At 33.6% G+C, this 20,439-nt stretch carries 21 protein-coding genes; 12 read left to right on the top strand and 9 right to left on the bottom strand.

Annotated features, from left to right (window positions below):
- The first annotated feature begins 3 nt into the window (after window positions 1-3).
- The 3 genes from Q4P18_RS01990 (at window position 4) to Q4P18_RS01980 (ending at window position 2,375) form a co-directional block, all read left to right on the top strand.
- The gene (locus tag Q4P18_RS01990) at window positions 4-999 is read left to right on the top strand and encodes an NOG1 family protein (RefSeq protein WP_303334963.1); all 996 of its coding nucleotides are present in this window, start codon (window positions 4-6) and stop codon (window positions 997-999) included.
- A 67-nt stretch (window positions 1,000-1,066) separates the two neighbouring features.
- Complete coding sequence (locus tag Q4P18_RS01985) at window positions 1,067-1,723, top strand: Hsp20/alpha crystallin family protein (RefSeq protein ID WP_303334961.1); 657 nt, start codon at window positions 1,067-1,069, stop codon at window positions 1,721-1,723.
- A gap of 88 nt (window positions 1,724-1,811) precedes the next feature.
- On the top strand, window positions 1,812-2,375 hold the full coding sequence (locus Q4P18_RS01980) for a flavin reductase family protein (RefSeq protein ID WP_303334960.1): 564 nt from the start codon (window positions 1,812-1,814) through the stop codon (window positions 2,373-2,375).
- Window positions 2,376-2,407: 32 nt separating this feature from the next.
- Here Q4P18_RS01980 and Q4P18_RS01975 read toward each other — a convergent pair whose 3' ends face one another.
- Both Q4P18_RS01975 and Q4P18_RS01970 read right to left on the bottom strand, forming a co-directional pair.
- Window positions 2,408-3,049: a LiaF domain-containing protein gene (locus Q4P18_RS01975; protein ID WP_303334959.1), complete on the bottom strand. Its 642-nt coding sequence runs from the start codon at window positions 3,047-3,049 to the stop codon at window positions 2,408-2,410.
- Between the two features lie 31 nt (window positions 3,050-3,080).
- Window positions 3,081-4,088, bottom strand: coding sequence for an SIS domain-containing protein (locus Q4P18_RS01970; RefSeq protein WP_303334958.1), 1,008 nt, complete (start codon window positions 4,086-4,088; stop codon window positions 3,081-3,083).
- A gap of 96 nt (window positions 4,089-4,184) precedes the next feature.
- Here Q4P18_RS01970 and Q4P18_RS01965 point away from each other — a divergent pair, with 96 nt between their 5' ends.
- Complete coding sequence (locus Q4P18_RS01965; protein ID WP_303334957.1) at window positions 4,185-4,793, top strand: DUF447 domain-containing protein; 609 nt, start codon at window positions 4,185-4,187, stop codon at window positions 4,791-4,793.
- Here Q4P18_RS01965 and ade read toward each other — a convergent pair.
- The 4 genes from ade to Q4P18_RS01945 all read right to left on the bottom strand — a co-directional run bounded on the left by ade (window position 4,786) and on the right by Q4P18_RS01945 (window position 9,194).
- A complete protein-coding gene (ade, locus tag Q4P18_RS01960; protein WP_303334955.1) occupies window positions 4,786-6,495 on the bottom strand; it encodes an adenine deaminase in 1,710 nt (569 codons plus the stop codon). The two genes, Q4P18_RS01965 and ade, sit on opposite strands and share 8 nt — an antisense overlap.
- Complete coding sequence (locus Q4P18_RS01955) at window positions 6,485-7,723, bottom strand: TIGR00300 family protein (protein WP_303334953.1); 1,239 nt, start codon at window positions 7,721-7,723, stop codon at window positions 6,485-6,487. Before Q4P18_RS01955 ends, ade begins: the two co-directional genes overlap by 11 nt.
- A gap of 156 nt (window positions 7,724-7,879) precedes the next feature.
- Window positions 7,880-8,755 carry an agmatinase gene (gene speB, locus Q4P18_RS01950; protein ID WP_303334951.1) on the bottom strand — a complete coding sequence of 292 codons (876 nt, stop codon included), beginning with the start codon at window positions 8,753-8,755 and terminating at the stop codon, window positions 7,880-7,882.
- 49 nt (window positions 8,756-8,804) lie between these two features.
- Window positions 8,805-9,194 carry a translation initiation factor IF-5A gene (locus Q4P18_RS01945; RefSeq protein ID WP_303334949.1) on the bottom strand — a complete coding sequence of 130 codons (390 nt, stop codon included), beginning with the start codon at window positions 9,192-9,194 and terminating at the stop codon, window positions 8,805-8,807.
- Window positions 9,195-9,366: 172 nt separating this feature from the next.
- On the opposite strand from Q4P18_RS01945, the gene Q4P18_RS01940 reads away from it, so the two are divergent.
- The 7 genes from Q4P18_RS01940 (at window position 9,367) to Q4P18_RS01910 (ending at window position 16,343) form a co-directional block, all read left to right on the top strand.
- A complete protein-coding gene (locus Q4P18_RS01940) occupies window positions 9,367-9,825 on the top strand; it encodes a pyruvoyl-dependent arginine decarboxylase (protein WP_303334947.1) in 459 nt (152 codons plus the stop codon).
- Window positions 9,826-9,834: 9 nt separating this feature from the next.
- Window positions 9,835-11,688, top strand: a complete 1,854-nt coding sequence (locus Q4P18_RS01935) for a bifunctional NADP phosphatase/NAD kinase (protein WP_303334945.1) — start codon at window positions 9,835-9,837, stop codon at window positions 11,686-11,688.
- Window positions 11,688-13,127, top strand: coding sequence for a coenzyme F430 synthase (gene cfbE / locus Q4P18_RS01930; RefSeq protein WP_303334943.1), 1,440 nt, complete (start codon window positions 11,688-11,690; stop codon window positions 13,125-13,127). The genes Q4P18_RS01935 and cfbE overlap by 1 nt, the downstream gene beginning before the upstream one ends.
- A gap of 185 nt (window positions 13,128-13,312) precedes the next feature.
- Window positions 13,313-14,182 (top strand): hydroxymethylbilane synthase, encoded by an 870-nt coding sequence (gene hemC / locus Q4P18_RS01925; protein WP_303334941.1) that lies wholly within the window; start codon window positions 13,313-13,315, stop codon window positions 14,180-14,182.
- A 12-nt stretch (window positions 14,183-14,194) separates the two neighbouring features.
- The gene (locus Q4P18_RS01920) at window positions 14,195-15,151 is read left to right on the top strand and encodes a Gfo/Idh/MocA family protein (RefSeq protein WP_303334939.1); all 957 of its coding nucleotides are present in this window, start codon (window positions 14,195-14,197) and stop codon (window positions 15,149-15,151) included.
- Between the two features lie 11 nt (window positions 15,152-15,162).
- Entirely contained in the window at window positions 15,163-15,780 is a 618-nt protein-coding gene (locus tag Q4P18_RS01915) for an orotate phosphoribosyltransferase-like protein (RefSeq protein ID WP_303334937.1), read from the top strand.
- Window positions 15,781-15,803: 23 nt separating this feature from the next.
- Window positions 15,804-16,343 carry a hypothetical protein gene (locus tag Q4P18_RS01910; protein WP_303334936.1) on the top strand — a complete coding sequence of 180 codons (540 nt, stop codon included), beginning with the start codon at window positions 15,804-15,806 and terminating at the stop codon, window positions 16,341-16,343.
- Window positions 16,344-16,770: 427 nt separating this feature from the next.
- Here the strand turns inward: Q4P18_RS01910 and Q4P18_RS01905 are convergent, their stop codons facing one another.
- Both Q4P18_RS01905 and Q4P18_RS01900 read right to left on the bottom strand, forming a co-directional pair.
- On the bottom strand, window positions 16,771-17,307 hold the full coding sequence (locus tag Q4P18_RS01905) for a tetratricopeptide repeat protein (protein WP_303334934.1): 537 nt from the start codon (window positions 17,305-17,307) through the stop codon (window positions 16,771-16,773).
- 11 nt (window positions 17,308-17,318) lie between these two features.
- On the bottom strand, window positions 17,319-18,086 hold the full coding sequence (locus Q4P18_RS01900) for a hypothetical protein (protein WP_303334932.1): 768 nt from the start codon (window positions 18,084-18,086) through the stop codon (window positions 17,319-17,321).
- 228 nt (window positions 18,087-18,314) lie between these two features.
- Here Q4P18_RS01900 and Q4P18_RS01895 point away from each other — a divergent pair, with 228 nt between their 5' ends.
- A complete protein-coding gene (locus Q4P18_RS01895; RefSeq protein ID WP_303334930.1) occupies window positions 18,315-18,581 on the top strand; it encodes a winged helix-turn-helix domain-containing protein in 267 nt (88 codons plus the stop codon).
- A 98-nt stretch (window positions 18,582-18,679) separates the two neighbouring features.
- Here the strand turns inward: Q4P18_RS01895 and gdhA are convergent, their stop codons facing one another.
- Entirely contained in the window at window positions 18,680-20,014 is a 1,335-nt protein-coding gene (gene gdhA / locus Q4P18_RS01890; RefSeq protein ID WP_303334928.1) for an NADP-specific glutamate dehydrogenase, read from the bottom strand.
- Window positions 20,015-20,439: the final 425 nt, after the last annotated feature.

The following is a 20,439-nucleotide window of genomic DNA, read 5'->3' as shown; positions in this document are numbered from 1 at the left end:
AAAATGATGATTCCAACCATACCAACACCAGATGAGTTATTAGATAAAGGTTTTAGAAGAGGAAAGAAAAACGCAGACCTAATGAGAACACAGAAAATCCCAAAACATTTAAAAGGTAAGAAAATCGAGGAAACAAGAGTTGTTACTGCCTGTCAAGTAATCAAGGACAAACTCAAGTCAATTATCGACAGCGTACCTATCATTGAGGAAATGCCTGAGTTCTATCAGGATTACATTGACATTACCGTTGGTGTAGATGATTTAAAACAAGCATTGGGAGGTCTTAATTGGGCATATGGTATTTTAACCCAACTTGAAAAAGAATATGGTGGAAAAATACGCAACAACCCTTCCGAACGTGCAAGCATGCTTCAAAAACAAGCATACGGAAGAATTGCATCAGTCGTAAATAAAATCAAGAAGGACCTTGACATGCTAGATTTTGCAAAACAAAATCTCAGGAACATGCCAACCGTCGATTTTGATGCGATTACAATAGTTATAGCCGGTTTTCCTAATGTTGGAAAATCAACACTCCTAAGACAAATTACAGGAGCGGACCCTCAAGTTGCAAATTATCCGTTCACAACAAAAGGTATTCAAATAGGACACACTGAAAGACACTGGCAAGAGATACAAATTATTGATACACCTGGACTTTTGGATAGGCCTGTACTTGAAATGAATGATATTGAATTGAACGCTTTAATAGCCCTTGAGCATCTGGCAGATGCAATTTTATTTATCTTTGATGCATCAGAAACCTGCGGATTTACCCTTGAAAGTCAGTTTAACTTGTTCAAACAAATTGAAAAGGTATTCAGCGAAATTCCGATCATTGCATTGTTTAACAAAATGGACATAATCGAACAGGACGAATATCTCCAACAATATGTTGATGAATTTGATGAAAGCATATTCATATCAGCTATGGAAGGAGATGGAATAGAAAAGATAAATGAAACAATTGACAAAATTGAAAAAATTCAAAGAGAATAGTGATAGGTTTATATATAACAATGACACAATCATAATTAAAATTAGTTAAAATAGGAGTGTGAATAACATGAGCGAAAAAGATACCATTGAAATAAATTCATCAAAAGCTGACGAAATCGATGAAAAAATCGATAAAGGTCAAGAAAAAGTTGATGAAAAACTTGAAAAAGGCCAAGAAAAAGTAAATGAAAAAATCGACAAAGGCCAAGAAAAAGTAAATGAAAAAATTAATGATAAAAAAGATAAAATCAATGATACTTTCGATCAAGGAAAACAAATAGCTGACAAAGTAGCAAATGATTTATCCAAAGGTGTAGATGAATTCTTTGACAATGTAAAAACTGCACACAAAAAATTCAATGACAAAGTAAATGACTACAAACAAACAGTTATTGAAACCTTAGACATTGATTTAATTGAAGATAAAGGTAACTACTACATTAAAGTAGCAACTCCTGGTGTAGCAAAAGAAAATATTGAAATTGAAGCTGGAGATTATGAAATCACCATTGAAGCTATTTTCCCATCATTCAAAGATGAAATTGATGCAGCAGAAGATGCTGAATTAATTCTTGATGAATTAAAAGAAGGAAAATGCGTCAAAAGCATCAGCTTTGCAAACCAAATCAATATTCACGAAATTAAAGCTGCATACGATAACGGAATGACCATCATTACCATTCCTAAAGTTGAAACTCCAAAAACCAAAGTTACTGTAGAATAGAACCAATATTCTACTTTCTTATTTTTTATATTTTTTAAATACAAACCTGAAGACTTTTTTTATAAATTATTTGCCAGAGGATGAAATAATGAAAAAACAACTTGAAACCAAAATGGGAATTTTTCCAATGCCTGTATTGATGATTGCAACATATAACGATGATGATACTGTAAATGTCATGAATGCCGCATGGGGAACAATGAAAAGTCGCGACCAGATAATTCTAGAATTGGGAGCTAGACATAAAACTATGGAAAACATAAGGCAAAGAAATGCATTTACCGTAAGTTTAGCTGATGCCGATCATGTAGTTGAAGCAGATTATTTTGGAATAGTTTCCGGAAATGATACTGAAGACAAATTTGAAAAAAGCAAAATGACCGCTGTAAAATCCGAAATTGTGGACGCTCCAATCATAAACGAATTTCCAATATGTATGGAATGTGAATTGGTTGAAATTAAAGAAGGAGAATTTGGTTGTGATGTTGTCGGAGATGTGTTAAGCCTTACAGCTGATGAAGACGTTTTGACTGAAGGCAAAGTGGATATCTCCAAATTAAATGCAATCGCTTTTGATCCATTTACCTTAGGATATTATAAAATCGGAGAACGCGTGGGAAACGCATATAAAGATGGTGCACAATTAAAATAAGCCATCTTACTTATTTTTTTAAAAAAAGAAAATTATTTTATATCAACACCGCCAAATGTGGCTGTTGCATTGATATTAATTGTAAATTGATTATTGCTTGAATTATTAGTTTTATTATCCACACCACCCAATATGCTTGTGGAATTTATTTTTAGATTGGCATTTTCAGGAACACGAATATCAATACCTCCAAAAATTACAAAGGCATTGATTGTACAGTCTTGATTTAAAACCGCATTTGTTAAATCCAAGTCAAGGCCTCCAAAGGCCACAACACAATTGCATCCATCGAATACTGTGCCTGAAGAGTTTATCTCCTGACCGGAGAAAAATACGTTATATGATTGCTCCATGCCGTTGCCAGATATCCTTTTTAATGCCATTGCAAGGAAGACAACAGCAAACACAACAAGCACTGCAAGGACTATTTTTACAATGACTGAAAAGCTAGCCATTCCTCTTGTGGAAATCAAAAGCAAAAGTCCAATAATAAGACCTATAACTCCTCCTTTCCTATCTTCAGGTCTAAATAAAGCCAAAGCAGAAGGAATTATAATAAATAATGTCCACCAACCCTTAAAAAAATGTAAAGTCACTATGCCAAAAATATGGAGACAAACTAAAACAACTACAATGCCCAAAAATACGCTCCACGCCACATCACTGTTTTTCAAAAGATCACCAAAAAAAGAAAAAAAATAAGATTTAGTATCTTACTTTTCCAATATGTCTTGTAGCTCCTGGATCTTCACCATTATAATGAGCCAAATAATAAACGAACCATTCCAAAGGTACAACCAATACGAATGGAGACAATAACTTGTCAACATCAGCATAATCCTGAAGTTTATATAAAATTACTTTCAAATCAAGATTTTTGGAAAACTCAATTGCCTTTTTAGTTATTTCATCTGATTCAAAGTCAGAATCTAAAAATATTACAGGAACATCCTTTTCAACACGTTCAATTAAACCATGTCTGAATTCAGTAGCATACACAGGACAGGCATGTTTTATTGCACCTTCCATAAGCATTGTCATTGCCAATTTGTATGCAAGCCCGAAATTCGGCCCACTCCCCAGACAATAGAAAATATCTTCGTCTTTAAATTCCTCCGCTAATTTTTTATTGTCTTCCTCAGTGGTTTTAAGTAACCTTTCAATCAAATCAGGCATTTCTTTTAACTGATTAAGTAATTCTCCCTTATTTTCATAATCAGAAGCTGTGAATAATATTTGATAAAGACAAGCTAATTGCGCCACATATGTTTTAGTTCCAAGAATAGCTGTTTCTTTATCACCTCTTGTTATAATCGGATATTTAGCTTTTTTAGACATGGAACTATCAGGTTCATTGCTAATTGAAACTGTAGGTACTCCGTAGTCATTAGCTTTTTCAAGAGAAGCTAAAGTATCTGCAGTCTCACCAGATTGGGATGTGAAAATTGCAATAGTATTTTCATTCTTGTTTAATTTTTTATTATAAAAAAATTCATATCCTGTAAAAACTTCAACATTCATGTTTGTAGACATTCTTAAAGCATCCCTAACACTGTAACATGTAGATATTGAACTTCCACAACCTACTAAATAAATTTTATTAGCTTGTGATACCTTTTGAGAAACGATGTCCATTATCTCCATCTCAGATGCAAATGTTTTTCTAAGAGCATCTGGTTGTTCCATCATTTCATCATACATTTTATAAGCCATAGTTATCACACTCCAACTATTATTATAGTATTTGTTTTATAGTTAATATAAACCTTATTAGAAGTTATTATATTATAAATGAAATAATATAATAATATGCAAGATTTAAGAAGTATAGGTTTGGAAAAAGGAATTCATTACGAGACAATAATAACTACAAAATATAACAATAAATCTAATTCTGCACCCATTGGAGTTATTTGTACTGGAAACCATAGTATAATGTGCCGGATTTTTAAAACAAGCCATACTTTAAACAATATTTTGAAAACCAATGAATTCATTGTTAATGTTGTTGACAATCCTTTTGCATTTACTTATTCTACTCTTTCTACAGTACCAAATAGCTATTTGAATTCGGACAATAGCCTGAAATGTGCAAATAGCTATTTTAAATGTGAAGTGGAAAGCATCAAAGATGTTGTTAAAACTAATGATCCAATAAATAAAAGTCAAAAATCCATCATTAAAGCAAAGGTGGTTGAAATTGTTAAAAAAAATAACAAGAAACCCCTTAATCGTGCAATGGACTTGCTTGTTGAATCAGTTCACAATATGGAAAAAATTGATGAAAACCCAGAATACTATTTGGGAAGATTTAAAGAAGCTAAAAGAGTGATTACAAAGGTAGGTTCCAGAAAAGACAAGGAAGCCATTAAGATTTTGTTGGAAGAACTTGAGAAAAAAGGATATGGATTTAATTGATTAAATCTATGAATTCAAATGATTCTCCATCAAAAAGACCCTTGTTTGAGATTTTCAAAGACGGTATTACAAGCAATGCCATGAAGGAAAGCGTTGTAATCGGAGCATCCATTTTACAGCCCCACAATCTTAGAACCCTTTCCAACTCCTCAACCTTGTTGGCCACTTTCCCATAGTCCTCGTTAGTCATTAATCCGGCAACTGGAAGAGATAGAAAATCCGAATAGTTTTTGCTGGCAACAGCTATGCCCCCCTTGTTTTCAATGACCAGGTTTACAGCCTTTGCCATGTCCTGAGAATTTACTCCAACAACCAATATGTTATGAGAATCGTGGCTGATTGAACTTGCAAGAGCTCCTTCCTTCAGATTAAAACCTTGTATAAATCCATTGGCCAATGAATTCCCACCGTATCTTTCAACGTTGGCTATCTTGAGAATATCATTGTCAACATTTGATTCCAATATTCCATTTTTACTTTTAAGGAAACATTCCACCTTTTCTGTGAGCAGTTGCCCATTGAAACATTTTATTACATTTACACTAGCCTTATCAGATTCGCAGATCACTTCAAAATCTTCAGGAGTCTTGTAATCAACTTCAAAGTTGTTAATTTCACTTATTTCAGGAACATCAAATAGAACATCTTCACCATCGAAAACCAATTTTCCACCAACGTATGTCTGTTTGACATTCAAATCATCCAAATTGTCAACAACGACAAAATTAGCTTTCATACCTTCCATTATTGCACCGGAATCCAATCTGTAATGCATTGCGGGAGCCAAGGTTACCATCTTGATTAGCTCTATAATGTCCAGTTCCAATCTCTTGGCCTTTTTAAGGGATTCGTTTAAATGACCATTTATAATATCTGCAACATGCTTGTCATCACTTACAATAAAGTCAAAGATAGGATATTCAAGAATTCTTTCAAGTGCTTCGTTTGGAAGGTATCCGAAATTGTCCTTGTTTCTCCAATATTCAATCCTATCTGAAAAATCAAAAAGAGCTTCAAGATTTTTAGCTGATGAAGCATCCCTCACCATTATTTTCATGCCTTTATCCTTTTTTTCAATAGCTTCATTAAACCTGCTGCATTCATGGTCAGTACTTATACCCTTAGACAGATATTTTTCCAAATTTTTACCTGAAAGCAACGGAGCATGACCATCAATAGGCTTGTCAAGATCCCTTGCGACATTTATCTTTGAAAGAACTTCAAAGTCATCATCAATAACCCCCGGAAAATTCATTATTTCCCCAAGAGCCACAATTTCATCCCTACTCATCAATTTATAAATGTCATCACTGTCCAAAATAGCCCCTGATGTCTCAAAGACAGTTGCAGGAACACAGGACGGAGCTGAAAAATAAAAATCAAAAGGAACCTTTGATGCATTTTCAATCATGAAATCAACACCTTCAATCCCCAAAACATTTGCAATTTCATGAGGGTCTGCAATAACAGAAGTCGTCCCATGACGCAAAGCCGCCTTTGCAAATTGGGCCGGAGTAAGCATGGTGCTTTCAATATGAATATGAGCATCAATGAAGCCCGGCAAAATCAAGCCATCAATATCGGGAATAAAATTGGTATCGCTAAGAATTCTGATTGAATCAAAAAAAGAGTTTTTAATAGAAATTTCAGCAGGATGTATGGTGTTATCCAATACATCCAAATAATAAGCCTTAAATTTCATCTAAATCATCGTCTTCATGTAATGCATTGTATAATAAAGGTAAAAATGTACCAATATCCGTAACAATGCCAACGACTTGAGCGCTGCCCCTGTCAGAAAGTTTAGTCACCGTAGATGGGTTAATATCTACACAAATACTTTTCACACGTGAAGGGAGTAAATTACCCATAGCTATTGAATGAAGCATTGTAGCAATCATAATTACCATATCCAAACTTTGAGCCTGTTCACGCATCAATTCCTGAGATTTGAGAGTGTTTGTGATTACATCAGGCAAAGGACCGTCATCACGAATGGAGCCTGCCAAAACGTAAGGGACATCATTCTTAATACATTCATACATGATTCCCCCTGTTAAAGTTCCATCTTCAACAGCATTTTTAATAGATCCGGAATTGTTTATTTTGTTAATTGCCCTCATATGGTGAGTATGACCATGAGATACAATGTTTCCGGTTTCTACTTCAATTCCCAAAGAAGTTCCAAATAGATTGCTTTCAATATCATGAGTAGCCAATGCATTTCCAGCCATTAAAGCGTCAATGTATCCTTCACGAATAAGAGCAGCCAAATATTTTCCAGAGCCTGTATGAACAATAGCTGGCCCACCAACAATTCCTATTTTACCGCCTTTAGCTTTAATTTCCTTCATCTCTTTAGCTATTCCACGAATAAGATTCATTAAAGGTTTTTCAGAAGAAACATCACTGTTCATGAATTCAAATAGCTCCTGCTTGCCCCTTGCTCTTTGAGGAGGAGTTACTTTAATACCTTCACGGCCTACAACAATCATGTCTCCTGCCTTAATATCACCTAACGGTTTACAATATGCACGTTCGTTTTCCTCATCAATGCAGATTGTACAGTCCATTTCGATGTCATTAACAACAATCCAATTTCCATTGTATAAAACATGAGTTGTATGATTGGAAGTTGAATAGAATCCTTCAGGAGCAACTTTGTCTTTAGTGGATGCCACAAGCTGAACCTCTTTAAGTTCGGATATGGAAGCACCTAATCTAGATAATTCGTCTAAAATCATGTTTAACTGATCGGGAGAATCTGCAGAAACCAATATCTTAGCCCTACTAATATCAGATTTTCTTTTTCCAACATCAAATTCCAGTATGTCAAAATCTCCACCTCTGTCCATAATAAGGTCCATAGTCTTTGGAAGAACCAATGAATCAATAATATGTCCAGAAAGTTCAACTGTTCTGTTATTCATAAAAATTTGCTCCTTCTAAATTAATAAATAATATATTATAGAACCGAATATTTATATTATACTAATAAATAGGAATTACAAAAATATAATTCCAGTTATGAAAATAAGTTTGACATGCAGTCAAAAATACAACATAATCGAAATGATTCAATAAAATCACATGAGTGTTAAGAAATCATAAACGAGTTTGGAAGCCGCCACAGCAGTAATGTCTCCCAACCTGTCGGTAGCTGTTTCCACAACATCCATGCCAACAATGTTTTTTGCAGCTAAACATTCCATAATGTCCTGAATATCCTGGATTGTAATTCCCAAAGGAGTTGGATTTCCCACACTTGGAGCGAAAATAGGATCCAGAACATCCATATCTATTGACAAGTAGATTGGAGTTTCAATCTGTGACAAATAATAAAGGATATTGTCAATATGATTTTTAACTTCATTGCTTCTGAAGGTTTTAATATTTGGGGATTCATTTGCAAAAGCCTCCTCTTCACTGGAAGATGATCTTATACCTATTTGAATCAGTTCCTCAACCTTCAAATCATGGATCCTCCTCATGACTGTTGCATGAGAATATCTCTCACCCATGAATGTGTCTGCCAAATCCCTATGGGCATCCAAATGAACCACTGTCAGGTTAGAGTATCTGTTTTTAAGAGCCTCAACAGCACCAATGCTAACGCTGTGCTCTCCCCCAATGAGAATCGGTTTGATTTTATGACTCATCAGTTCGGCTACATTTGATTTTACAAGGTCCACTGTTGCAACACAATTTCCGGGAATTACATTGGAATCTCCAAAATCATAAAAATCAGTGTCTAGATTTGTGTTGAAATCTATATTGAACATTTCGAAGCCATATGAAGCTTCCCTAACAACAATTGGGCCTAAACGAGCACCTGAATGATAAGATGTTGTGCTATCGAATGGAACCCCAATAATCCCCCATGCTTCTTCTTCAACATCATCAATGCTCTCGGAACTTTTCGAAAAGGCAAATTTCCAAGGATCGTAAGTATTGAAAAGCATAGGAATCAACTATTAAATAAAAAAAAGTAAAAATAATTATTTAAAATAATTATTTTGTTCTCATTATTTTCATATTACCTAAAGCAACGATGTATTCCACTTCGATACCTTCGGTAATTTGGTCTTTTAAGTCATCAGGAATTTCTAAATCTAAGGTGTCGTAACTTTCCATATCCATCAATTGAACGTTGTCACCTTGGATAGATAATACTTGACCTACTCTTTTGTCAATGATTGGAATATCTACTTTAGTATCTACAGGTTTTACGATACTTCTTTTTTGGTTATCAAAGATACCTACAGCTTCTAATCTTGCTTTTGCAGCACCGTGTTTACCAGGTGATGAAGTAGTTAAGCTTGTGATTTTAGATGCTTCTCCACCTAAAACGATGTATTTTCCGACTTTTAAAGTTTTAATTTCTACAACTTTTGTTGACATTAATCTTCCTCCATAATATATAAAATAAGATTTAAATTAAAATTGATACAATCCAAATGATTATATTACTATTATATTTTATTAGACTTTTATTTAAATTATTCGATTTAGATTAAAGTTAAACACTTAACTTTTAAAAATTATGAAAAGCAATATTAAACTAAGTGATAAAATGAAAATAGCTATAGTTTCTGGAAAAGACGAAGGACCAACAAAATTAAATGCCTTTGACAATGCCCTTACAAATGCAGGAATAGGGGACGTGAATTTAATTAAAGTATCAAGCATGCTTGCTGGAAATACAGAAGTGCAAGAAATAGTTCCCCTAAAACCTGGATCAATGGTGAATTGTGTTCTCTCCACAATAACATCAGATAAGCCGGGAGACATATTGACTGCGGTTGTTGCAGTAGCAATAGGTGAAAAGCTAGGTTGTGTTGTGGAAGCAAAAGGAATTGATAAAGACCCGGAAACTCTCGTTGACAAAGCTATTTATATGGTAAAATACATGATGGAACAGCGCAACATTGAAATTAAAGAACTGATTGTGGAAGAGATAACTCATGAAGTTGAGGAAATTGGAAGCGTTGTTGCATCCGTCGTCTATTTGAACGATGACATAATCGAATAAGGTGATAATATGGATGAAAAAAATAAAAAAATAGCTTCAGACCTTGCATATGCAATCATAAAAGATGTTGGAAGAGCAATCAGGCCATATGTTGGAAATACCGAGTCTGGAGAACACGTTAAAATAGGTGCTGACGGAACACCATCATCCCTCATAGATATTATTGCTGAAGAAAAAATAATAAACATCTTAAAAAACTCTCCAGAATACTGCTATTTGATTAGTGAAGAGGTAGGGGAATTAAGACTTGGAAAAGGATTGAAAGAAAACATAACCCTCACACATGAATTAAGAAGAACAGACATTCCGGAAGATAAAAAAGCAAAATTCATATTTTTAATCGACCCTCTTGACGGGACAAACAATGCAGTGAAAGGAATTCCTGCATATGGAATATCTGTAGCTGTCGCCAAAGTTCCTGAAGGAAGGGTGGCGACGCTGGATGACGTCGAACTTGGATTTGTAAGTAATTTCAGTAACGGGAACTTCTTTGAAGCTGAAAAGGGAAAAGGAACCTGGCTAAACAATGAAGAGGTTCATCCGTCAAAGGTTATAAACATCAGCAACACAACACTTGGAGGATTTACAAAAAGCAGCACAATAACAGCTTCAAAACTTGTAGATAACGCTAGAAGAATGCGTGTTTTAGGATCCGTTGTTTTGGAACTTTCATATGTGGCCAGTGGAAAATATGATGCGTTTCTGGATTTGAGAGGAAGCAGAATTATTGATATCGCCGCATCAAAACTGATTCTGGAGGAAGCGGGAGGAATCATCACCAACAAATACGGCGAAAAGCTTAACAACAAGTTAACAATCTATGAAAAAACCATTGTTGTGGCTGCAAACAATGAAATTCTCCATCGTCAAATCGTAAACATCCTAACTGACAATGAGGCAGACATCATTGGAGAAGTGGCTATTGTAAGTCGTTTGGATGAATACAAATCAATATTATACTCTGCAAAAATAATAAACTATCTTTTGATGAACGGCGTGGCGGTTGTTATTGAAAACGATTTGGCAAACAAACTGGAAGAACTTAAAAAGGACCCAAACCTTCCTGAAATAATAAAACAAACACAAAAAGAAGCCCCTGAAATTGCAGACCAGATTAAGAATCTCAAATTAGACATTAACTACAAGCTGCTTTCGGAGAAAATTGACGAATTCGATAGCGACATGATCATCATTCTTGGAGGGGATGGGACTCTTCTTAGAACCCAAAGTAAAATGAAGCAGCCGATTCCAATATTCGGTATTAATATGGGTACTGTTGGATTTTTAACTGAAATCGAAGTGAAGGATACGTTCAAAGCCTTGAAAAAGATATTGAAAGGAGATTATTTCATAGAAAAAAGGTCAAAGCTTATCGTATCCCATGAAGACCACCAATATTCCGCTTTAAATGAAGTGGTAATAATGACTGACAAACCATCAAAAATGCTTCATTTTGAAGTAGAAGTTGATGGAGAGGTTGTTGAAGAATTTAGAGCGGACGGATTAATTGTATCAACACCAAGCGGTTCCACTGCCTATGCAATGTCAGCAGGAGGCCCTATTGTTGATCCTAAGCTTGAAGCATTTATAATAATCCCAATCTGCCCATACAAATTAGGAATAAGGCCTTTTGTAGTGTCTGATAAAAGTGAGATAATTGTAAAGCTTCTTAAAAAAGGTAAAAAAGCTATTTTTGTAATGGATGGTCAAATTAACGAAGAAGCAGAATATGAAGAAGAAATCAAGTTTAAGAAAGCTGAAAAAGACGTTTACTTCATCAGAACCTCCAAAAAATACTTCTATAAAAAGGTTAAGGACAAGTTAACCGAAGGTGGAATCCATACAGAACCAAGGTGCTTATAATGGATTGTCTTATTATAGATGCGACACATGGGGGAGTCAAGTTAGCCGCTGAGTTTTCAAAACTTGACAAGTATGAAAACATTTATCTTTATGACATCTATAACACTTTAAATGAAGAGGAAATTACAAAATTAACCTTGAAAGAGGTTAAAATAAGAAAATTGGAAGAAATAGAATCTGATGAACTGATTGTAGTCTATCCAATACACCTACCCCTTTCAAAAAATGAGATTATTGAAAAGATAGAATGCACTGAACTTGATTTTATAACACATCATGAAGCCGTAAAATTGCTTCTTAAAGACTTTTTTAAAAAATATCCGAAAATTCCAAAAATTGAAATTACGGGGGTGAAAGGAAAAACCAGCTCCGTTTTTATGCTTAAGGAAATTCTAAAGGATTTGCATCCATTAATACTTAGCAGCCTGGGCATTATTCAAGTAAGAGACAACCATGAAATCAGGCTAAAAAAGAATGTTAGCATAACACCTGCAAACATCAAGGAAGCTGTGGATTTGGCCTATAGGATCGATAATCCTGCATGCAATTGGGGTTGTAAGAAAAACGAGATTACTGACTTCATAAATTACGGAAGTCTGATTTTGGAGAGCTCCCTTGGAGTTACAGGAATCGGCGATGTTGGATTGCTCACAAATATTGTTGAAAACTATCCAATAGCCAAAAATAGGAGCGATGCTAAAACTGCAAAGTCACAAGTGTTTAGATGCGGCAAAATAGCCATAAAAAAAGAAACCCTTGACAAGCATTATAATGATGAGTCTGACAGATTTAAGGATAAAATAAATACGTTTTCAATTGACGATGAAAAGAGCAACGTTCATGCTAAAGATATAAATTATGACATTGATGGAACCTCCCTAAAAGTCATTTATGAAAATGTTAAAACAATAAATGACAATCTGCTTTCCGGATGTCTTGAAATTGAAAGCTTTGCAATGGGCCCCCACCATATTGAAAATATTCTGGGAGTAATAACAACTGCATTGACTTTGGAAACAAGTGAAACCGACATAATCAATGGATTGGCCAACTACAAAGGAATAGAAGGCAGGACAAACATTAGAAATGTAGGTGATTTGAAGATAATTGAGGAGATCAATCCCGGAATAAACACAAAGGCCATAGAATTTTCAATAGATATGCTTAAAAATCCAGAAAAATACTGCATAATAATTGGAGGAGACTATGGAATAACCTGTGAAGAGATTGATGAGGAGAAAGTGGCGGGCCTGCTGAATGAAAATGTTGATTTGAATCTGATATTGACTGGTGAAGTTGGAAGAAATATAAATGAAAAACTAAACAAATCAGCAACATTTATTGAAAACTATAATGATGCAATCAAATATGCAATTAATCGAAAATTAAATGTTCTTTTCATATACCGTTCAGATTATCGCAAATTGTCACAAAGATAATGGCATTCCATTCATTTAAGAAATAAACTTTATTTTTTGGAAAATTTTCCACCATTATTTAAATAAACCATATAACTTATAAGTTATCAATAATAAAAAAGTAATATAATAGAATTTAAAAGTCTATGAAATACTTCAAAAAAAATATTTTCTTGATACTGAGAAAAAACATTGGAGATGGTTAGTTGATCGTTGGAACTAGAGGAAGTCAATTAGCACTTGCTCAAACAAACCAAGTTTGTGCTGCATTATCAAAAATTACAAAGGAAAAACCCCAGATTGAAATCATAAAAACAAAGGGAGACAAAATAACCCAATCCCAATTGTACAATATGGATTCAAAGGGATTATTCACAAAAGAACTTGATATAGCTCTTCTTGAAGAAGAGGTTGATTTTACAGTGCATAGTTTTAAAGATTTACCTACTGAATTAGATGAAGATCTTGAAATAATAGCGGTTCCTAAAAGGGAATCCCCTAATGACGTTTTAATTTCAAATAAAACATGGGATGAATTAGGTAAAGGTTCTACCTTAGGAAGCAGTAGCCTTAGACGTGAAGCATTCTGCAACCATTATAAAAAAGGTTTTAAACTTAAACCTCTTAGAGGAAATGTTGAAACTAGAATTAAAAAAGTTCTTAATAATGAATTGGATGCTACAATAATGGCTGAAGCTGGTTTAAAAAGACTCAATTTGACAAAATATATAAAAACAGTTTTTCCAACTGATTATATTACTCCAGCAGCAGGTCAGGGAGCTATAGCTGTTATGATTAGAAAAGATTCTGATAAAAAAGAAATATTTTCAAAATTAAATGACTATAATTCAATGCAAGAAGTATTTGGAGAAAAGGCCGTGCTAGAGGAAATGGGCGTTGGATGCCAATGGCCTATAGGATGTTTAGCTCAGCTTAAAGACAAACAATTAAACATATATTCAATATTATTAACAAAAGATGGAGACATTCTTAAGGAGTGCAATGTGTCCGGATCTATTAGAGAATCACAAGAACTTGGTAAAAAGATAGGTAAAACTTTCCAAGAGTTTATTTAAGGAGGTAAGAATTTGAGAACTGTAAATGTAGGAGTTATTGGTGTTGGAGCTATGGGATACAACCATGCTCGTGTATATTATAAATTGGAAAATGCTAACTTATTGGCCGTTTCTGATGTTAGTGAAAAAACTTTGAAAAAGGTATGTAAAAAATACGACACCCAAGGATACTCAGATTACAAAGAACTACTTGAAAATCCAGATATCGAAGTTGTAAGCGTTTGTGTGCCTACAACATTTCACCATGGAATTGTAATGGAAGCAATTAAGCATGGAAAACATGTGCTTGTTGAAAAACCAATTGCATTTACATTAGAGGAAGCAGAAGAAATGATTGCTGCTGCAAAAGAAAAAGGAGTTATTCTTGCAACTGGCCATGTGGAAAGATTCAATCCTGCAGTTCAAAAGGCAAAAGAATTAATTGAAAACGATGTTATTGGAGATGTAGTATCCGCTTCTGCAAAAAGAGTAGGTCCTTTCCCTCCAAGAATACAAGATGTAGGAGTTACAATCGATTTAGCAATTCATGATTTAGATGTGATGTACTACTTATTTGATGAGGACGTTACCCAAGTCTATGGAACTATGGGAAGCATACTTGACAAATGTGACTTTGAAGATCATGCGGAAATTATGGTAAACTTTGAAAACGAAGCTACAGGAATTCTTGAAGTGAACTGGTTAACCCCATACAAAAGAAGACAGATTGAAGTTACTGGAACCGATGGAATAATTTCCGTTGATTATATTGAGCAAAGCATTGACGTATACGGTAAATTTGCTCAAGATATCCAAATTAAACATGAAGAACCTTTAAAAGAGGAATTAAAATCTTTCTTAGAATCTGTAGTTAATAACGAAAGACCTGTGATTAGCGGTGAAGATGGTCTTAATGCTTTAAAAATGGTTATTGCTGCTACCAAATCTTCTAAAGAACATAAACCAATAAGTTTTGATGAGCTTGAATAGGGGATAGAAAAATGGAAAAAAAATTGATAATAAAAGCCCATGAACTTAGAAAACATGGATTTACAACTGGTGAAATAGCTGATGAATTAAATGTTTCAATGGACACAGCTAGATGGTTAATTTTGCAAAAACCAACTGAAGAAAAACCAAATGTTCCAGTGGAAGATGTAGTTATTAACTGGAAAAGTTTAGGTGGAAACTCTACACGTTTAAGATACATATCCGGTGTCTTAAGCGACATGGCATTATCTCATGGGGAACCAGACGTGGTTGTTGGAGTGGCAGTTAGTGGAATTCCATTTGCAACCATGATGGCTGACTTCTTAGAGGATATGAGTGGAGTGGAAACTTCCCTTGCAGTATTCCACCCAAACAAGCACAGAAAACTCGAAGAAACCAATGACGGTGAAGGTGCTATAAGTACCAATTTCAGTTCAGTTGAAGGTAAGAAAGTCGTTATCGTTGACGACGTAACCACCAGTGGTAAAACTGCAAAAGAAGTCATTGCTGCAGTTCGTGACAATGGCGGAGAACCTTTAGTGGTTATCGTATTAATCGACAAAGCAGGAATCTCTGAAATTGATGGAATTCCAGTGGAATCTTTAATACAAGTAAACAGAATTGGATAATGTTTTAAAAAAGAAGGATTTGAATGGAAACTGTAATAACAATAAAAATCAAGAATATTGAATCCTTCTATAATCCTTTTGTAGGAGATTTTGCTAAAAACAAGTCCCTAAATCCTGATTTAGAAGCATATTTAAAAGAATGTCTTAAGGCATATACCCTGGAAGACATTGATAAGGTTAGAATCCATTTGCAGATTGAAAACTGCAAAAGCAGAGAGAAAATCACTCTTGAAAATGATTTGAAGAAATATTTCGTTAAAAAGCACATGGACCTTATGAAAAATTACCAGCATTTGAATAAAGTAAGGAGAAAGGAACTTGCTTACGGAATTTCAATAATACTTATCTGCATGCTGTTCAACAACGTTCTTGACCGCATTGTTCCAAATTATCGCATTACCGACCCTATAAACACAATGATCATTATTGTTGGTTGGGTTGCATTATGGGTTCCTGCAGTTTATTTTTTATATACAAAAAAGGATTTGAAAAGACAGGTAGACTTTATGGAAGCCGTTTCCAAATTACCTATAGAGTATGAAGTAATAAAATTCAAAGATTAAATTTACTCTTTTAAGACCATTAATCATAAAGATGCAATGAATATCATGGAAACAGACAGTTGAAATAGTATCTCACATTTTTTTAATCATTTTAAACTTTAATTTGTACTTTAAACATTTAAAAAGAATCACATACTAAATCCAAAGTGCTCCGCAATCAATCTTAATCTAACACTATTTTTCTCGAAAACATAAATATTGGATACTTTATCTATTAAATAGAAAGAGTCATTAAAATAGACAGATGTGAGATATTCTAATTATATTGCATGGCCACTATCAAATACGATTAAATGCTAAAAGATTTTAATAATATGTGCCAGCACATCCATAAGAAAAAGCAGGAAAATTTATACCCATTATAAAAAAGTTCTTTCAATTTTTAAAGACCGATATTTAAAGACATTAATATGCAATATTCAATAAACTATAATGACTTTCCATTGAATAAGCTTGAATCTAGTTTTGAAGCTTTGTCAAAACATTCCTCAGCCTTAGAAGAATCATTTAACTTTTTATAAAGCAATCCTTTTTGATAATAAAAATTAGGATTTGAATCATCAAGCTCCAACAATTTGTCAAAACAAGAAATAGCACCATAAAAATCTTCTGCCTTTATGCAGGCCATTGATTTGCCAGTTATTGCAGGCAAAGCATTTGGATTTAATTTTAGTGCTTCATCAAATGAAGAGATAGCTTCATCGATTCTACCCAATTCCAAATAACAATAACCCAAATTTGTCAAAGCAGGAATTATTCTGTTATTGTTCTGTAAAATAAGTTTATAACAATCAATAGCTTTATCATGATGATTTAATTCAACCAATGAGTCTCCTTTTTTAAGTAGTGCATTCATGTTGAAACCGTCGTCATGAAGAATCAAATCACACAAATCAATAACCTCCTCGAAGTTTTTATTGATGAAAGCCTGATTTATTCTAACTATTAATTGCCTGGAATCCATAATTGTCTCCATTATTCATTTATATGAACATCAGCATCGCAATCAAAAGGATTTGTTCTAATAGCCAATGAAATCATGTAAGGATAAAACTTATTCAAGTATCTTAAATAATAGATCCATTCATAAATCAAATGAGAGTAGACTCTTGCAATATCTCCTTTTAAGTGAGCGAAATCAGTGTCAGAAACATTATTTAAATCTCCTCTCCTTGCAAGTTCCTCATCCAAATGCAAAAGTGCAATCATCAATCCTGAGAATTCCCCTTTTTTGAGAAGGTTGGGGTTGTTGATTAAGTTAATAATGAAATCCCTATTCTCGGATAGGATATCCTGAATCTCATTTAGGAATTTAGCTCTTTCCTCCCCTTTCAGAGCAGTGTCAAATTCGACAGGATGTTCCTTAAACTCTTTTAATTTGTTCTCATAATCCTTATCATCCCAATCCCTAATGTTTTTTAAAGCATGAGTACTTACTGTATTCACACTTGCAGTACTAATCATATGCACCAAATCATTACCTAATTTGGTAAAGAAAGTACCCATGATCATGTCAACTTTTTCCAAAATAGCCTCATGTTCCTTCTTAGATATAATTCCATCAATTAAAAATGCTACAAGAAGAATGTTTACTGGAATAAAACCAATTTGTTTCCAAAGATAAGACACAACCTCTTCGGAATCTCCTAAATAAAGCATTCTTGAAGCAAAAAAGATGAAAGCAATTATAATCATGACAACTGCAAATCTAATTTTCCAATCGGCCTTTTTAACTTTATCCATCTTATAATCTCCAAAATATTAAAAAATTATATACATTAATAGATATGTTGATTAATCATAATAAATATTTTGTAAAAAGAGCGGGAGGCGAGCCATTTTATTTAACATGAAAAAATATTGAAAAATGAACCGGCTTCTGGACAATGCATTAAAAATTTGTAAAAGGGAATATAATAATGTATAATATTATATATATGTATAGTATTAACAATTAATAAAAATAGTATCATGTGTGACGAAGAAAAAGTATTACAAATGGTTGCATATGTTAGGGCTTCAAAACATAGGCAAAACATTATAAAATATCTAAATAACAAGGTGAAAACACCTACTGACATAAAGAATTCCCTAAATATCAATACAAACCATACATCAAATTTACTAGCTGATTTAAGAAAACACGATCTAGTTTACTGTGCTACTCCAGAAATGAAAAAGGGAAGATTATACAAGCTTACTGAAAAAGGAGAAAAAATAGTAAAGTACCTAGATTAAAAAAAAACTACTTTTCAAATATAAAAACGATAGACAATAGCTATCAAAAAAAAAAACAAGAAAAAAAGTGAGAATTTGATTCTCACAATTAAATAAACTTATACAATACCTTGTGCGTTCATTGCATCCACTACTTTTTCGAATCCTGCAATGTTTGCTCCAATTACGTAATTTTTATCGAATCCGTAATTTTTAGCTGCATCATCGATGTTGTGGAAGATGTTTTGCATGATGGTTTTAAGTTTTAAGTCAACTTCTTCAAAGGTCCATTGTAATCTTTGGGAGTTTTGAGCCATTTCTAAAGCAGAGGTAGCTACTCCACCAGCGTTGGATGCTTTACCTGGTCCAAATAATACTCCATTGTCTAAGAAGTATTCGGTTGCTTCAATGGTGGTTGGCATGTTTGCTCCTTCAGATACTGCAATTACACCGTTTTCAACTAAAGTTTTTGCATCGTCAAGATCTAATTCGTTTTGGGTTGCACATGGAAGAGCAATGTCACATTTGATGGTCCATACACCTTTACCTTCGTGGTATTCTGCGCTTTCTCTTTCTTTTGCGTATGCAGTTAATCTTTCACGTCTTACTTCTTTGATTTCTTTTAATAAGTTTACGTCAATTCCTTCTGGGTCGTAGATCCATCCAGTGGAATCAGAACAGGTTACTACATTTCCGCCTAATTGTTGTGCTTTTTCGATTGCGTAGATAGCTACGTTTCCTGCACCTGATACAACGATGGTTTTTCCTTCAATGTCTTCTCCATTGCATCTTAACATTTCATCTACGAAGTATAATAATCCGTAACCGGTAGCTTCGGTTCTTGTAAGGGAACCACCGTAAGATAATGCTTTACCAGTTAATACACCTTCGGATAATCCTCTGATTCTTTTGTATTGACCGTATAAGAAACCGATTTCTCTACCACCTACACCGATATCTCCTGCTGGGACGTCAGTATCTGCACCGATGTATTTGCATAATTCAGTCATGAAACTTTGACAGAATGCCATGATTTCTCTGTCGGATTTTCCTTTAGGATCAAAGTCTGATCCACCTTTTCCTCCACCGATTGCAAGACCTGTTAAGGAATTTTTGAAAATTTGTTCGAATCCTAAGAATTTAATAATACCAATGTTTACAGAAGGGTGGAAACGTAATCCTCCTTTGTATGGTCCAATAGCACTATTAAATTGTACACGGTAACCAGTGTTTACTTGTACTTGTCCATTGTCATCCACCCAAGGAACACGGAATTTTAATTGTCTTTCTGGATTTACTAATCTTTCTAAAATAGCATTTCTTTTAAATTCTTCTTCGTTTTCTTCAATAACAACTCTTAAAGATTCTAAAACTTCTTTTACTGCTTGATGGAATTCATCTTCAGCAGGGTTTTGTTTTATAACCATTTCAATTACATCATCTACGTAAGACATAATATTCCTCCAATGTTAACAAAAATAAAGTATGCAGAAAGCTGCATTTTCTTTAAATTTGCTAAAAAAATATCATATATTAATATTCCATTTATCGACAAATAACCAGAATATTTTCAATAATACAATTATATTTTATATCATTCATTATATTAATAATTTCTATTCAAATGGTCTGATTTTCATGAAATTTTGAATAAAAAACTGAATAAAAGCAAAACAAATGAACATTTGATTTTATAGCAAAATATATAAAAATGGCAACAAAATAACAGCCCATATTGATTAATATCTAAATAACAATAAAAATTGGAAAAATTTTTAATGTTTCATTCAATTTTTATTAAAGAAAATAAACATTGTTTATAAAAATAATAATACAATATATCTTTATATAGGATTTAATCTAAAATAAGATATAATTA

The sequence above is a fragment of the Methanobrevibacter sp. genome (assembly GCF_030539665.1).
In the GTDB taxonomy this organism is placed as follows: Archaea; Methanobacteriota; Methanobacteria; order Methanobacteriales; family Methanobacteriaceae; genus Methanocatella.
This window is presented reverse-complemented; position numbering and strand designations above follow the sequence as displayed.